The sequence below is a fragment of the Streptomyces sp. NPDC090032 genome, assembly GCF_044748025.1.
Classification (GTDB): Bacteria; Actinomycetota; Actinomycetes; order Streptomycetales; family Streptomycetaceae; genus Streptomyces.
The window spans coordinates 620703-635313 of sequence record NZ_JBIVFF010000002.1 but is presented as its reverse complement, the minus strand read 5'-3'; the positions used below and the strand labels follow the sequence as shown (position 1 = coordinate 635313).

At 70.2% G+C, this 14611-nt stretch carries 11 protein-coding genes; 7 read left to right on the top strand and 4 right to left on the bottom strand.

Annotated elements, in window-relative coordinates:
• Window positions 1-528 precede the first annotated feature (528 nt).
• Window positions 529-2067 (top strand): ABC transporter substrate-binding protein, encoded by a 1539-nt coding sequence (locus ACIPWY_RS06625; RefSeq protein ID WP_362900275.1) that lies wholly within the window; start codon window positions 529-531, stop codon window positions 2065-2067.
• Window positions 2068-2133: 66 nt separating this feature from the next.
• On the opposite strand, the gene ACIPWY_RS06620 is transcribed toward ACIPWY_RS06625, so the two are convergent.
• A complete protein-coding gene (locus ACIPWY_RS06620) occupies window positions 2134-3786 on the bottom strand; it encodes a family 20 glycosylhydrolase (RefSeq protein WP_362900277.1) in 1653 nt (550 codons plus the stop codon).
• A gap of 191 nt (window positions 3787-3977) precedes the next feature.
• Here ACIPWY_RS06620 and ACIPWY_RS06615 point away from each other — a divergent pair, with 191 nt between their 5' ends.
• Both ACIPWY_RS06615 and ACIPWY_RS06610 read left to right on the top strand, forming a co-directional pair.
• Window positions 3978-5228, top strand: coding sequence for a family 1 glycosylhydrolase (locus ACIPWY_RS06615; RefSeq protein WP_362900279.1), 1251 nt, complete (start codon window positions 3978-3980; stop codon window positions 5226-5228).
• 10 nt (window positions 5229-5238) lie between these two features.
• The gene (locus ACIPWY_RS06610) at window positions 5239-5820 is read left to right on the top strand and encodes a TetR/AcrR family transcriptional regulator (RefSeq protein WP_362900281.1); all 582 of its coding nucleotides are present in this window, start codon (window positions 5239-5241) and stop codon (window positions 5818-5820) included.
• 84 nt (window positions 5821-5904) lie between these two features.
• On the opposite strand, the gene ACIPWY_RS06605 is transcribed toward ACIPWY_RS06610, so the two are convergent.
• On the bottom strand, window positions 5905-7134 hold the full coding sequence (locus tag ACIPWY_RS06605; RefSeq protein ID WP_362900282.1) for a serine hydrolase domain-containing protein: 1230 nt from the start codon (window positions 7132-7134) through the stop codon (window positions 5905-5907).
• Window positions 7121-9436, bottom strand: coding sequence for a beta-glucosidase (locus ACIPWY_RS06600; protein WP_393698843.1), 2316 nt, complete (start codon window positions 9434-9436; stop codon window positions 7121-7123). Before ACIPWY_RS06600 ends, ACIPWY_RS06605 begins: the two co-directional genes overlap by 14 nt.
• 274 nt (window positions 9437-9710) lie before the next feature.
• Between ACIPWY_RS06600 and ACIPWY_RS06595 the strand changes: the two genes are divergently transcribed.
• On the top strand, window positions 9711-10676 hold the full coding sequence (locus ACIPWY_RS06595) for an SGNH/GDSL hydrolase family protein (protein WP_393698841.1): 966 nt from the start codon (window positions 9711-9713) through the stop codon (window positions 10674-10676).
• Here ACIPWY_RS06595 and ACIPWY_RS06590 read toward each other — a convergent pair.
• Window positions 10666-10797, bottom strand: a complete 132-nt coding sequence (locus tag ACIPWY_RS06590; protein ID WP_401532383.1) for a hypothetical protein — start codon at window positions 10795-10797, stop codon at window positions 10666-10668. The two genes, ACIPWY_RS06595 and ACIPWY_RS06590, sit on opposite strands and share 11 nt — an antisense overlap.
• A gap of 196 nt (window positions 10798-10993) precedes the next feature.
• Here ACIPWY_RS06590 and ACIPWY_RS06585 point away from each other — a divergent pair, with 196 nt between their 5' ends.
• From ACIPWY_RS06585 to ACIPWY_RS06575, 3 genes are read left to right on the top strand one after another with little or no spacing between them, the layout of a single operon-like run.
• Complete coding sequence (locus ACIPWY_RS06585; protein ID WP_393698838.1) at window positions 10994-11938, top strand: ABC transporter permease; 945 nt, start codon at window positions 10994-10996, stop codon at window positions 11936-11938.
• Window positions 11935-13731 (top strand): dipeptide/oligopeptide/nickel ABC transporter permease/ATP-binding protein, encoded by a 1797-nt coding sequence (locus ACIPWY_RS06580; RefSeq protein WP_393698836.1) that lies wholly within the window; start codon window positions 11935-11937, stop codon window positions 13729-13731. The genes ACIPWY_RS06585 and ACIPWY_RS06580 overlap by 4 nt, the downstream gene beginning before the upstream one ends.
• Window positions 13728-14585 (top strand): ATP-binding cassette domain-containing protein, encoded by an 858-nt coding sequence (locus ACIPWY_RS06575; RefSeq protein WP_362900293.1) that lies wholly within the window; start codon window positions 13728-13730, stop codon window positions 14583-14585. The genes ACIPWY_RS06580 and ACIPWY_RS06575 overlap by 4 nt, the downstream gene beginning before the upstream one ends.
• Window positions 14586-14611: the final 26 nt, after the last annotated feature.

The window sequence follows — 14611 nt, the reverse complement described above, 5'->3', positions numbered from 1 at the left end:
CGCGGCTCGCAGCAGCGTCTGGACCACAGAGTTCTCGGCACGGTCCTGGGCAGAGAACCGTACTCCGAGCCAGGTTCCGGCAGTCAGGCCGACGCCGGGGACGGTGAGGCGGTAGTGGCCCCGGGCGTTGAGGGCGTGGGCCTTGACCGACCTCCAGACCTTGCCGCCGTCGAGGGTGCAGGCGCGTGGTGTACCGCTCCATGACAGCCACGCCCGCCCCAGACACCGCCCCGTGTCAGTGACCGCGCTCTACCTCAACACCCGACCAGCAAAACAGCCCCGACCTGACATGCCGTCACTGACACCCGCCCACTGACACCAAACCGGCACATCGCAGGCGAGCGTCGGGCGACCGCGCTGGGCGGCGAACTCGCCAGCACTTCGCGGCTGGCGCATTGACGTTTAGAAACCGATCACCATATGGTTTTCGAGCGTTGAAGAGCCTGTCGGCGGAGCGTTGCCGTCCGGCTGCCGCATGACACCTTGCCGGGAGACGTCTGCCGCCCGGCCCTCCAGACGGAGAACAGCATGAGGATTTCTGCCCGCATAGGGGCATTGACGGCTGGCGCCACGGCTCTGTCCCTGGTACTCACGGGCTGCGGCACGGACCCTGGTTCCGCCACCGCCAGCACGGCGGAACTCGACATCGCCACCCTCACAAACGCCCAGAGCCTGGACCCGGCGACCGCGCTCGGCGGCGCCCTGCCGTACTTCCAGGCGGTCTACGACACCCTCATCAAGCGGGCCCCCGACGGCACGTACAAACCGATGCTCGCCACCAAGTGGACATACAACAAGAGCCGAACCAAGCTCTCACTCACCCTGCGAGAAGGCGTGAAGTTCAGCGACGGGACCGCCTTCGACGCGCAGGCGGTCAAGGCCAACCTGGAGCACTTCAAGGGCGGCGGAGGCGGCGGGGCGAAGTACCTCACCACGCTCAAGAACGTCAAAGTGACCGACGCGACGCACCTCACGCTGGAGCTGACGGGCCCCGACCCGGGAATGCTCTTCTACCTGAGCGACGGGCCCGGACTGATGGCGAGCCCGAAGAAGCTGGCCGACGGCTCCCTCAAGACGAAGCCGGTCGGGACCGGCCCCTACACCCTCGACAAGGGCAAAACGGCGATCGGCTCCAAGTACGTCTTCGACCGCAAGAAGGACTACTGGGGCGACGAACTCCCTTACAAGACCCTGACGATCAGCGTCTTCGACAACGAGACCGCCGTCGTCAACGGCCTCAAGACGGGCCAGCTCGACAGCGCCGTCCTCCAAGACGCCAACCAGCAGACGTCCGTCGAGCCCGACACCAACCTCACCAAGATCAAGCACAGCTTCGACTTCCAGGGGCTGCTGCTCTTCGATCGCGGCGGCGTGCTGACACCCCAGCTCAAGGACGTGCGGGTGCGGCAGGCACTCAACTACGCCCTGGACCGCAAGACGATGCTCGAGAAGATCCGCGGCGGCCATGCCGAGATCACGGACCAAGTCTTCGGTCCCGAGACGAAGGCGTACGACAAAAGCCTGGACACGTACTACCCCCACGACCCGGCCAAGGCCAGGAAGCTGCTTGCGCAGGCCGGTTACGCAAAGGGCTTCACACTGAAACTGCCGCGGATCTCCGCCATCGTCAACGACGCGCTGGCGTCGTCGATCGAGGCCGACTTCAAGGCCGTGGGAGTCAAGGTCAAATGGGACCAGCTCGACGCCGCCACCGCCCTGCAGAAGATCTTCCGGGAGCGGGCCTACTCCGGCATGGTCATGAACATCGGCCAGTCCCCCATCGACTGGGTGACGATGAACGACCTCGTGGTACCGGGGGCTTTCAACCCCTTCGCCACCAGCGACCCGACCGTGAAGAAGCTGCTTCCGCAGGTCCAGGCGGCCAGTGGCACCAAGGCCGGTGACGACGCCTCGCGCACGCTCAACAAGCACCTGGTCAAGGAGGGCTGGTTCGCCCCCTTCTACCGGACGAGCTTCCTGATCGTGTCGAGCAAGGACGTGAAGGTCGTGCCGCAGTCCGGGATGGCCGTGCCGTCGATCTACAACTACACGCCCGCCAAGTCCTGAACCGAATGACACGACGGGGGCGTCTCCACTGCAGTCCGCGGTGGAGGCGCCCCCGTTTTGGTGCAATCACGCCCAGGGCACGTCCTCGGCGGCGAAGTGGACGAGACCGCGCTCGCGCCAGAGCGGCCCATGGCACGCGATGCGCCCGCGGTACTCGGCCCACAGGGGAGGCCGGCCCGACCAGGCCGTCTCGGCGACCGAGCCGAGTCGCGGCAGGAGCAGCGTCGTGAGGTCGTCGATGCCCCGCAGAGTCTCGCCGAACAGAGTCGCCTCGACGCCCGCGACCGACTCGTCGGGGATGCCGTGCGAGGCCGGGTCCCAGGACGCCGTGTGCCGGACATCGCGCGGGAGGTAGTGGGGGAAGCCGAGGCGGGCCGCCACCTCCGCCTGGGCGGGAGGCGTCACCTCGGCCGCGTAACGCCGGTCGAGGTACAGATGGGACTGCGGGGAGAGCAGCAGCCGGCCGCCGCCCGCGAGGACGCGCTCGATGTCGTGGTCGGACGGGGCGAAGAAGGTCCTGAGCGCCGAGGCGATCTCCATCGTCATGCCGGACGCGGCCAGTTCGGGCCGGGTGACGAGTTCCTCGGCGGAGGCCGGGAGGTCCATCATCGGCACGTCGACCCAGAACTGCGCGATGTCCTCGGGCCCGGAGCCGGCCCGCGACGACTCCTGCCAAGCCACCGGGCGCTTGCCGAACTTCCGTGTGATGCTGCGCAGTTCGTGCACCGCGGCCTTGAAGGCGTCGGCCGTGATGCCTACGGCTTCGTCGCACCCGATGTGCACGAACGGGCCGTCCGTGAGGGCGCACACGTCGGCGAGAACGGCGGAGACCGCGGAGTGCGTGGCCGCGTCGGCGAGGTCGAGCGGGGGCACGAAGGGGAAGCGGTCCGCCAGCCCTTCGGGGGCAGGAGCGGGCGGGAGGTCCGGCAGCGCGGCCCGCAGTGCCGCGCAGTGACCCGGGAGGTCGATCTCGGGAACGATCGTGACGAAGCGCCGCGTCGCGTACGCCTGGAGGTCGCGGTATTCGTCGGCCGAGTAGAAGGCCGCTGCCGTGGACGCGCCCGGATCGGGCGAACCTGGACCGGAAGCACCGGGATCGGACGCGTCCGCATCGGCCGTCAGTGCGGGGAGCGACGGCACCGCGAGGCGCCAGCCCTCGTTGTCGGTGAGGTGCAGGTGCAGCACGTTCAGTTTGTAGAGGGCGGCGAGGTCGATGATCTGGCGCACCTCGTCGGGCGTGACGAAGCTGCGTGCCGGGTCGATCATGAGGCCACGCCACGCGTAGTGGGGCGCGTCCCACAGCCGCTGGGCCTCGATCGCGCCGTCGGACGGTGTCGTCAGGAGCAGTTGGGCGGCGCTGGCCGCCGCGCGGAAGATGCCCTCGGGTGTGCGCGCCCGGCAGGTGATCCCGTCGGCCCCGACAGTGAGGGCATAGGCCTCGTCGGCCGGTTCCGCCGTGCCGGCCGGTGCGACTCCGACGGTCCGGGCGAGCGGGACGCCGTTCGCGTCGAGGGTCAGGACGATCTCGCTGCCGGGTTCGCGCGGGTCGCCGTCGGGCAGCAGCCGCGCGCCGAGGTGCGGTGCCAGCAGGGCCCGTATGGTGTCGGCGACCTCGCTCAAGGAGCGGTCAGCCCGGACGCGCCAGGGCCCTGCGGCCGCAAGTGATCCGGTGCCGCCCAGAGCGGCTTGCCCGGTTGGGCTGGGGATGACGGCGTTCATGAAGTCCTCCACCGGCAGGTCCGAAGGCCCGGGGGTCCGGCCGCCGGCTCGTCAGGTACGGCGTTACAGCGCCCCCGGGCGGGCGGACCGGCCGGGCCGCGCGTTCGTCCCGGCGCCACTTCCTCTCCGACCGGCCCCGCCTGTACGCTAACACGAAAACCGATCAACGAACGCTTTTCAGGGGTGGCCGTATGACGTCCTCAGCGCAGTCCGAACTCGTCCTGCCGGATGGCTTCCTGATGGGTGCGGCCACCTCAGCCCACCAGGTCGAGGGCAACAACACGGGGAGCGACTGGTGGGCCTTCGAGAACCGGCCGGACACCTTCGTGACCGAGCCGAGCGGGGACGCCGCCGACAGTTTTCACCGCTGGCCCGAGGACATGGACCTCCTGCGCGAACTCGGCTTCAACTCCTACCGGTTCAGCATCGAGTGGGCACGCGTCGAGCCGGTGCAGGGCCGCGTCTCGCGTGCCGCCCTGGCGCACTACCGGGACATGGTCCGCGGGGCGATCGAGCGCGGTCTCACCCCGGTCGTGACCCTGCACCACTTCACCTGTCCCCAGTGGTTCCACGCGCGGGGAGGCTGGGCGGCGCCGGACTCCGCCGAGGTGTTCGCGCAGTACACCCGGACGGCGCTCGAGGTCCTGCGTGCCGGGGTGAAGTACGTGGCCACGATCAACGAGCCCAACATGGTGGCCCTGATGTCCGCCCTGTACCGCCGTGCCACCGAGAAGGACGCGGGTGGCACCGGGGCCGCGGCGGGCTTTGCCTCCGTCGAGCCGGCCGCGGACGTCACCGAGGCCCTCATCCGCGCCCACCACGCCGCGACCGAGGTCCTGCACGACGCCGGTCTGGGGCTGCAGGTCGGCTGGACGGTCGCCAACCAGGTGTACCAGGCCGAACCGGGGGCCGAAAACGTGGCGGCGGCGTACGCGTTTTCGCGTGAGGACGTGTTCCTCGAGGCCGCGCGTGACGACGACTGGATCGGCGTACAGGCCTACACGCGCCACCTCATCGGCGCGGACGGGCCGCTGCCCGTTCCCGAAGGCGCCGAGACGACGCTGACCGGCTGGGAGTACTATCCCGAGGCGCTGGGCGAGGCCGTACGGCACACCGTCGACGTGGTCGGCCCCGGCGTACCCGTCATGGTCACGGAGAACGGCATCGCGACCGGCGACGACGAGCGCCGCGTCGACTACACCACCCGCGCTCTGGAGAGCCTCGCGTCGGCCATGGCCGACGGCATCGACGTACGTGGATACCTCCACTGGAGCGCCCTCGACAACTACGAATGGGGCACCTTCCGGCCGACGTTCGGACTGATCGCGGTCGACCCGGACACCTTCGCCCGCACCCCCAAGGACTCGGCCCGCCGGCTCGGCGCGCTCGCCCGCTCGGGCCGCATCCCGCACGCCCCGGCCAGCGCGCTCAGCGCACGCTAGGCTGGTTGACATGGCAAAACGGGGCCCGTACGAGAAGGGCGAGGCGAAGCGCGCCGAGATCCTGCACGCGGCGTTGGAGATCTTCGCGAGCGAGGGATACCGCGGCACCTCGCTGCGGAAGGTGGCGGCCAAGTGCAACCTGAGCCTGCCGGGTCTCATGCACTACTTCGACTCGAAGGAGGATCTGCTGACGCAGGTCCTGCGGATGCGTGACGAGACGGCCAGGATCCGGCACGCGGAGCGGGCGGACCCGAAGAGCTACCGCGAGATCATCCGGGAGAGCGCGAGCACGCCCGGACTCGTCGAGCTGTTCGTGTCCATGGCGGCGGCCGCGAGCGATCCAAAGCATCCGGCGCACGCCCTCTTCGCCGAGCGCTATCCGACGATGCGCGAACGCACGGCGGACTATCTGCGCCGGAGGATGGACGAGGGCGCACTGCACTCGGACATCCCGCCAGAGCGCCTCGCTGTGCTGTTCCTCGCGCTGGCCGACGGAATTCAGCTGCAGTGGCTGATCGACCGGTCCACCGACATGGAGCAGCCCATCGAGGACGTGATGAGCCTGCTGTCGGCGAAACCGGATGAGGAGTGACGGTTCTGCTGCGAGAGATGCACAGAGTGCTGGAGGCGGACACCGCCTCCAGCACTCTGTGCATTGTTGCTTGGCCTCGGACGTTCACCACAAGCCGGTGGTCAGCCCCGCGGCCCGGTGGATGGCCCGGGTCCACGGAATCCAGCGCGGGTCGGGGCCCTGTGAACCGTCCCACGTCATCTCCGTGCAGGTGTAGCCCACGGCCAGGCCGCTCTCCGGGTGCGCCATGCCCAGAGGGCCACCCGCCCCGGCGTGGCCGAAAGAGCCCTCGCCGAGCATCGGCAGGCCTCGTCGCGGGAGTTCGAAGCCGAGGCCGAAGCGGGCCGGGTGCGTGTGTGCGGGGCGGCGCAGCGGTGCCGGCGCGGGCAGGTGGTCGGTGCGGGGTGCCCGTGCCCGCTCCACGGTCAGCGGCGACAGCAGCCGCACACCGTCGACGTGGCCGATGAGAGCCGCGTAGAGCCGGGCCAGGCTGCGGGCGTTGCCGATGCCGCCCGCCGCGGGAATCTCGGCGGCGCGGCCCTGCCGGGAGCGGAAAGCGGAGGTCACGGAGGCGAGTTCGGCCATGGACGCCAGGATCGAGCGGGCGAGCCCGTCGTCTGGTGTGAGGCCGACGGAGTGCAGCGCTGCGGTCAACTCCGCAGGCGTGGGCGGCGATCCGGGGTGGTGCTGGTGCACGAACCTGTGGTCTTCGTGCGGTGGAAGTCCGATCCACAGGTCGAGCCCGAGCGGGGCGGCGACCTCGGCCGCGAAGTAGGACCCGACGGTGGAGCCGGTGACCCTGCGCACCACCTCGCCGACCAAGTGGCCGTAGGTGAGCGGGTGGTAGTGGAAGGCGCTGCCGGGCCGCCACATCGGCCGCGCGTCCGCAAGCCGGGCCGCGCACGCGTCCCAGTCGAGCAGATCGACGCCGGCGGCATCGGCCGGGTCACCGGTGAACGCCGGCAGCCCCGCACTGTGGGTGAGGAGATCGGCGACCGTCGTTCCGGCCTTGCCGTTGCGGGCGAACTCGGGCCAGTAGCGGGAGACCGGGTCTGCGACATCGAGCTCGCCGTTCTGGCTGAGCATCTGGACGCAGACGGCCGCTAACCCCTTGGTCACGGACATCAGCACGCCCACCGAGTCGGGCCCGAAGGGGCGGGTGCCCGCCCCTTCGGCGGCCGTCCATGTGTCGACCACGAGGTGCCCGCGCTGGTAGACCGCGAGCTGTGCCGAACCGGGGTCCCGCGCCTGGGCGTCGGCGAACGCGTCGAGCACCGGTTCCCAGCCAGGCGCTGCCTCGCCCTCGATCACCGCGGCGCCCTCACTTGTCATCATCGGTCCGGGGTTTCCCGTCGGCCGGCTCCGCCGCCACCTTGGCCGACAGCGTGATCACGTCCTCGGGGGTGATGCTGCTCTGCGGGAAGTCGGCGATGACGTCGAGCGGAATTCCCGCGAGGAAGCGCCGCATCACCGGATCGGCCATGGCGCCCGTGCTCTCGTCGGTTCGGCCTCGGGCGAGCGCCTCCGCAAGGAGCGGTCCGCCGACGGGGTGCTCCAGCCATTCGGCCAGGGTGTGGCGCCCTGTCAGCAGGATTCCGGACGGGTCCGCGTCGAGCGTCACCGCAGCGGTGAGTCTGATGTCCCGGGACGAGGCCGCCGCCTCGAAGTGGTGGACACCGCCCTCCACACGCCATCTCGCCTCGCGCTCGCTGTAGTGGGCGAGGTCGGCCCGGTCCACGCGCACCTCCACCTCCACCTCCTCGCCGGGCGCGAGCTCCACGGACGCGAACCCGCGCAACTCGCGCTCCGGGCAGGCCACTCGGCTACCCGCCGGTCCCCGGCTGTAGATCTGTACGACCTCGCGCCCGGCTCGCTGCCCGGTGTTGGCCACCCGTACGCGCAGATCCAGACGCGCGCCGTCGGCCCCCGTCCGCACGGTCAGGTCGGAGTACGTGAACGTCGTGTAGGACAGTCCGTGCCCGAACGGGAAGGCGACCTCGGTGTGGCGCTTGTCGTAGCCGCGGTAGCCGACGAACACGCCTTCCCCGTAACGGACATGGCCCTCCTCGCCGGGGAAGGACAGATGCGAAGGGGAGTCCTCCAGGCGCAGCGGGATCGTCTCGGCGAGCCGGCCCGACGGGTTGACCGATCCGAACAGGACGCCGGCGAGCGCCGCGCCGCCGCCCTGACCGAGGAGCCAGCCCTCGACGAGCGCCGGCACCCGGTCGTGCCAGGGAGCCGTGCGGACCACACCGCCGTTGGACAGGACCACCACGACCCGCGGGTTGACCGCGACGACGCGCTCCAGGAGCCGCACCTGTGCTGAGGGCAGGTCGATGTGGTCGCGGTCGAAGCCCTCCGACTCGTCCTGCGCGGGCAGTCCGAGGAAGAGCAGCACGGTGTCGCTGCCCGCGGCGACCCGTTCGGCCTCCTCGACGAGGTCCTCCGCCGGTTCCGCGTCGGCGCCGGGCAGGGCGTAGCCGGCCGCGAACGTGACGTCCGCACCGTCCGCCGCCTCGCGCAGGCAGTGCAGCGGTACGTCCAGCTGTGTCGGGGTGACCTGTGAACTGCCCGCGCCCTGGAAGCGCGGGGTGCGCGCCATCTCGCCGATCACGGCGACAGTCCCGGAGTCCGGGGCCAGGGGCAGGAGTTCGCCGTCGTTCTTGAGCAGGACGACGCAGCGCTCGGCAGCCGTCCGGGCCAGATCGTGGTGTGCCTCGTACGACACCTCGCCGGCCCCGGTGCCGTCGGCCGCGGTTGCCCGGTGCGCGAAGCGGGCGAGCCTGGCGGCCGACCGGTCGAGCGCTTCGGCGTCCAGTTCGCCGCTCTCCACGGCTGCCACGACCTCGGCGTCGGTCCGTCCGCCCGTGCCCGGCATCTGCAGGTCGAGTCCGGCCCGCAGCGCGGCGACGCGGTCGCGCACGGCCCCCCAGTCGGACATCACGACGCCGTCGAAGCTCCACTCGGTGCGCAGGATGTCGGTCAGGAGGCGGTGGTTCTCGCTCAGCGGTACGCCGTTGAGCGCGTTGTAGGCCGCCATCACCGACCAGGGGCGTTCCCGGCGGACGATCCGCTCGAAGGCGCGTAGGTAGATCTCGCGCAGCGGCCGCTCGTCGATGTCGGCGCTGACGCGCATGCGGTCGGTCTCCTGGTTGTTCGCCGCGTAGTGCTTCAACGCGGCGCCGACACCCGCCTCCTGCAGTCCGCGCACCATTGCGCCGCCCAGCTCGGCGGTGACGAGCGGGTCTTCGGAGAAGTACTCGAAGTTGCGTCCGCACAGCGGTGACCGCTTGATGTTGATGCCGGGACCGAGCACGACGTGGACGCCGTGGGCCCGTGCCTCGGCGGCGATGGCGGCGCCGACCATGCCTGCGAGCTGTGTGTCCCAGCTGCTGCCGAGCGCGACGGCTGGGGGGAAACAGGTGGCCGGTGCCGCGCTGTGCAGGTCGACCTGGCCGCCGTCGCCCTGCTCCCTCGGCAGCCGCAGTCCGTGCGGCCCGTCGGACAAGGACACGGCCGGGACATCCCCCGCTGCTTGCGTGATGAAGTCACCCGCGCCGCTGGTCAGCGACGCCTTCTGAAGAAGGGTCAGTTCGCTGCCCGCGGCGGGGGCGGGGTGATGGTGCTGGTGGGTCATTCGGCCTGCCCGGTGAGGTGTGTCGACACGGCTGGAGTCTCAGCCAAACAAAAAACGTAAAGTGATCGGTTTTTACTGTCAAGGCGCTCTCAGCCGTGCAAGCGGAGGTGCACTGCGCCGGACAGGTGCGCCCAAGTTGCCGCGCGCACAAGCATTGACGGCTAGAAACCGATCACTCTATGGTTTTCGAGCCCGGCCGGCCTCGCCCCGAGCGACGACCCGGCATGCACACCCGTGCCGCCGAAGACGTGCGCCCATGCCGCCCTTGACGCTCATGAGAAGAGGTACAGCTGTGCCGCTGCACCGTTTGCGCCATCCATCCCTGGCGTCCTCACTCACAGGAGGCGCCCGGCATCCTCTGCTGCGTGCCGCCGTTTCCGTGGGTACGGCCGCAATCGTGGGCCTGGCCCTCGTCCAGCCTGCAGCCGCCCACTCGGACGACCATGTGCACCCCTCGGACTCCAAGCGGGCCGCCGCCCCCGTGCACTACGTGGCGCTCGGGGACTCGTACAGCTCCGGGCTCGGCATCCCCGACGAGGTCGATCCGAACTGCGGCCGCTCCGACAGCAATTACCCCTCCCTGGTCGCCGGGGCCCTGCACGCCGTCGGCGTCACCGACGTGACCTGCGCCGGAGCCGACACGAGCGACATGGCCGCGCCACAGGACTCGGTGCCTCCCCAGCTGGACGCGCTGCGCCCGGACACGGCGCTGGTCACCCTGGGGATCGGCGGCAACGACCTGGGCCTCCAGAAAGTCGGTACCCGCTGTGTCCTGGTCGCCTACCTCGACCCGAACGGGTCGCCCTGCAAGACGAGTTACACCCTGCTCGGCACCGACGAGATCCGCTCGCGCATCGATGCCACCGCTCCCAAGGTCGATGCGATCCTCCAGGAGATCCACGCCCGCTCACCGCAGGCCCAGGTGCTCCTGGTCGGCTATCCAGTGATCATGCCCGACGACGGTTCCGCGTGCCGAGACGCCATCCCCTTCGCGGCAGGCGACTTCGCCTGGTTCCGCGACAAGGAGAAGGAACTCAACTCCATGCTCTCCCAGCAGGCCTCCGCCTACGGCGCGACCTACGTCAACACCTACACCCCGTCGGTGGGGCACGACGCCTGCAAGGCCGAAGGGGTGCGCTGGATCGAGCCGAAGGAGACGCCTCAGGCCGCCGGCTTCCACCCCAACGCCGCGGGACACCGAAGCATGGCCGCCGAGGTGCTCGCGAGGGTCAGCCCGTGACCGGATCCCCGACGGTGTCGGTCACGTGACGGCCGTACCAGCCTTGGAAGTCGCGTACCAGCGCTTCCAGCGGCACCGCGTCGGGCGCGCGCAGCCATTGTGTCCGCAGGCCGTCCATCACTTACCAGCTGGCTAAAATCCCTCCCGGCACACCTGCTCGGCGGCAAAAACCGCAGGTAGGGTCGCCCCACGATCTCGTCCGCCGATGCGGTGCGGGACGTCCCACGCGCCGCACGTGGCCCCGCCCTCAGCGGGGCCACGCCACCCGGCGCGGTTCACGCCGGCCGATTCGGCCGCGGTCACGAATACCGAGACACATGCTGACCTTCATCACCCGCAGGATCGCAGCAGGAGCCGTGCTCCTGCTCGTCATCTCGTTCCTCTCCTACGTGCTTCTGTCGATCCCGGACATGGATGTGGGGCGCCAACTCCTCGGCGAAGGGGCGTCGCAGGACGTCATCGACGCCAAGAACGCCCAGCTGGGACTCGACCGGCCGGTCCTCGTGCAGTACACGGACTGGCTCTCCCACGCCGTGCGCGGGGACTTCGGCACGTCCTGGTTCTCCAGTGAGGACGTCTCCCAGGCCATCGCCAACCGGCTGCCCGTCACCGTGAGTCTCATGCTCGGCGTCACGCTCGTGACGGCTCTCGTCTCGTTCCTGCTCGGCGCGTGGGCCGGGGTGCGCCGCGGCGGCGCCATCGACCGCGGTGTCCAGATACTCGGCGTCCTCGGCTACGCGCTGCCCGGATTCCTGGTGACACTCATCCTCGTTCTGGTCTTCGCGGTCCGCCTGAACTGGTTCCCCGCCATCGGATACACCCCGATCACCGAGTCGCTGGGCGCCTGGCTCTCCACCGTCACGCTGCCGGTGATCTCGCTGTCGGTCGCCTCCGTGGCGGGCGTCTCCCAGCAGGTGCGCGGCGCCGTCATCGACGTCCTGCGCCAGGACTACGTCCGCACGCTGCGGGCCCGCGGCCTGCCTCCGTCCCGCATCGTGCTCAAGCACGTCCTGCGCAACGCCTCCGCGCCTGCCCTGTCCGTCCTCGGCATGCAGTTCGTCGGCCTGCTCGGCGGCACCGTCCTCGTCGAGCAGATCTTCGGCCTGCCCGGCCTCGGCAGCATGACCGTCACCTACACCACCCGCGGCGACATCCCCGTGATCATGGCCCTCGTCATGCTCACCGTCATCGGCGTCGTCCTGATCAACCTCCTGGTCGACATCATGATCGGCTGGCTCAACCCGAAGGCGAGGATCGCATGAGCGAGAACCTCCCTGCCGATCCGGCACCGGCCGTGAAGACGCCGGCGGACGCCGACCGTTCCCGCGGCATCCTCCAGCAGCTCGTCCGCAATCCGCTGGGCGCCGTCTCCCTGACGGTCCTTCTGCTCCTGGTCACGGCGATGCTGCTCGCCCCGCTCCTCGCACCCCAGGCCCCCGGGGCCGCCTCGCTCGCCAACGCGTTCTCCGGTCCGAGCTCCGGTCACCCGCTGGGCATGGACTCGGCGGGACGCGACATCCTCTCGCGGATCCTGTACGGCGGGCGCAACACACTCGGCGGCGCCGTCATCGCCCTCGGCATCGCGCTCACGCTCGGCGTCCCCGCCGGCCTGTGCGCCGGCTACTACGGAGGCCGCTTCGACTCCGTCGCCAACTGGCTCGTAAACCTCGTCATGGCGCTGCCCGCCATGGTCGTACTCCTCGCCTCCCGCGCCATCCTCGGCCCCAACGTCTGGGTCCTGATGGTCGTCCTCGGATTCCTGTCCTCCCCCAGCTTCTTCCGCCTGGTGCGGGGCATCGTCGCGAACGTCCGGGGCGAGCTGTACGTCGACGCCGCGCGCGTCTCCGGGCTCTCCGACACCCGCATCGTGGCCCGGCACGTCCTGACAGTCGTCCGCGGCCCCATCATCATCCAGATCGCTCTCGTGTCCGGCCTTGCCATCGCCCTCCAGGCCGGCCTCGAATTCCTCGGTGTCGGCAGCGGCGACTCTGCCACCTGGGGCGCCATGCTCAACGAGGCGTTCCAGAACATCCAGCGCCGGCCGATCCTGCTGCTGTGGCCCGGACTCGCCCTCGGCCTGACCAACGCCGCGCTCGTGCTGATCGCCACGGCCCTGCGGGACTGCCTGGAGGACCGCGCGGGGCAAGCCTCCCGTCGTACGCGAACTCCCGCCCGTGCGGCCGATGTCGTGGCCCTCGCGGACTCGGGCGAGGAGCGGGCCGAGCTTCTGTCGATCCGCTCGCTCGCCGTCGCCTACCCCGGACCCGAGGGCGGTGACAAGGAGGTCGTGCACGAGGTCGACCTCGACGTGCGGCCCGGCGAAATCGTCGGACTGGTCGGCGAGTCGGGCTCCGGCAAGACGCAGACCGCGTTCTCCGTGCTCGGCCTCTTCCCCGAGGGCGGCCGGATCTCCCGCGGCAGCGTCCTCGTCGCGGGCCGGGAAGTCGTGGGGATGCCCGAGCGGGAGCACCGTGCCCTGCGCGGGGCGACCGTCGCGTACATCCCGCAGGAACCGATGAGCAACCTCGACCCGGCCTTCTCCATCGGCAGCCAGCTCATCGAACCGATGCGCCACGTCCTCGGCCTGTCCCGCAAGGAGGCCGCCGATCGCGCCGTCGACCTGCTCCGCACCGTCGAGATCCCGAACCCCGAGCAGGTCATGCGCCGCTATCCGCACGAGATATCCGGCGGCATGGCCCAACGCGTACTCATCGCCGGCGCCATGTCCTGCGACCCCGCACTCCTCATCGCCGACGAACCCACCACCGCCCTAGACGTCCGCGTCCAGGCCGAAGTCCTCGACCTGCTGCGCCGCCTCCAGCAGGACCGGAACCTGGGTGTCCTGCTGGTCACCCACAACCTCGGCGTCGTCGCGGACCTCTGCGACCGGGTCGCCGTCATGAACAAGGGCCGCATCGTGGAGACCGGCACCACCGAGCAGGTGCTCCACGACCCGCAGGACGACTACACCCGCACCCTGCTCGACTCCGTTCTCGACACCGCCCCCGCACGGGAGCCCTGGCAGCCCCGCGAGGCAAGGAGCACCACCGTATGACCAGCGCACCGGCATCCGAAGCCCTGCTGACCGTCACGGACGTGCGGGTGTCGTTCCCCGGCAAGGGGTGGCGCGCGCCCCGTACCGAGGTGCTCAAGGGGGTGGACCTCGACATCCGGCCCGGCGAAACCCTCGGCCTGGTCGGCGAGTCGGGCTCGGGCAAGACGACCATCGGCCGCGCCGTCCTCGGTCTGGTGCCGGTCGCCTCGGGCACCATCACCCTCGACGGCGAACGCATCGACACGGCGACCACGGCACGCCGCCGGGCCCTCAGCCGTGACCTCCAGGTCATCTTCCAGGACCCGTACACGTCGCTGAACCCGTCCCTCACCATCGGCGACACCCTCGCCGAACCGCTCCTCGCCCAAGGCGTCGACGCCCGCGAGGCGCGCGGCCGGGTCGGCGGCCTGCTCGACCGGGTCCACCTGCCGTCCGACACGGCGCGACGCCTGCCGCGCGAGTTCTCCGGCGGCCAGCGCCAGCGCGTCGCCATCGCCCGCGCCCTCGCGCTCCGCCCTCGCCTCGTCGTCTGCGACGAACCGGTGTCCGCACTCGACCTCACCACGCAACGGACCGTGCTCGACCTCCTCCTGGAGATCCAGCAGGAGACCGGGGTGTCCTACCTCTTCGTCTCCCACGACCTGTCGGTGGTCCGCTGCATGAGCCACCGGGTCGCCGTGATCCACAAGGGCGAGATCGTAGAAACAGGCGACGCCGACCACATCACACGCACCCCCGACCACCCCTACACTCGCACCCTGCTGCTGTCCGCCCCCGTGGCTGACGTCGCGGAACAGCGCCGCCGCAGGCAAGCACGCCAGGAGCCGGAACAACCAAGGCAGGCTTCCTACTGAGGTTTTCAGCGTGAGGTCGGCGGAAG

Bases quoted from the DNA above. Each gene is read 5' to 3' on its own strand.
- ACIPWY_RS06620 (WP_362900277.1), bottom strand. From the start codon at position 3,786: ATGAACGCCGTCATCCCCAGCCCAACCGGGCAAGCCGCTCTGGGCGGC.
- ACIPWY_RS06610 (WP_362900281.1), top strand. From the start codon at position 5,239: ATGGCAAAACGGGGCCCGTACGAGAAGGGCGAGGCGAAGCGCGCCGAG.
- ACIPWY_RS06575 (WP_362900293.1), top strand. From the start codon at position 13,728: ATGACCAGCGCACCGGCATCCGAAGCCCTGCTGACCGTCACGGACGTG.
- ACIPWY_RS06595 (WP_393698841.1), top strand. From the start codon at position 9,711: ATGAGAAGAGGTACAGCTGTGCCGCTGCACCGTTTGCGCCATCCATCC.
- ACIPWY_RS06580 (WP_393698836.1), top strand. From the start codon at position 11,935: ATGAGCGAGAACCTCCCTGCCGATCCGGCACCGGCCGTGAAGACGCCG.
- ACIPWY_RS06585 (WP_393698838.1), top strand. From the start codon at position 10,994: ATGCTGACCTTCATCACCCGCAGGATCGCAGCAGGAGCCGTGCTCCTG.
- ACIPWY_RS06605 (WP_362900282.1), bottom strand. From the start codon at position 7,134: ATGATGACAAGTGAGGGCGCCGCGGTGATCGAGGGCGAGGCAGCGCCT.
- ACIPWY_RS06625 (WP_362900275.1), top strand. From the start codon at position 529: ATGAGGATTTCTGCCCGCATAGGGGCATTGACGGCTGGCGCCACGGCT.
- ACIPWY_RS06615 (WP_362900279.1), top strand. From the start codon at position 3,978: ATGACGTCCTCAGCGCAGTCCGAACTCGTCCTGCCGGATGGCTTCCTG.
- ACIPWY_RS06600 (WP_393698843.1), bottom strand. From the start codon at position 9,436: ATGACCCACCAGCACCATCACCCCGCCCCCGCCGCGGGCAGCGAACTG.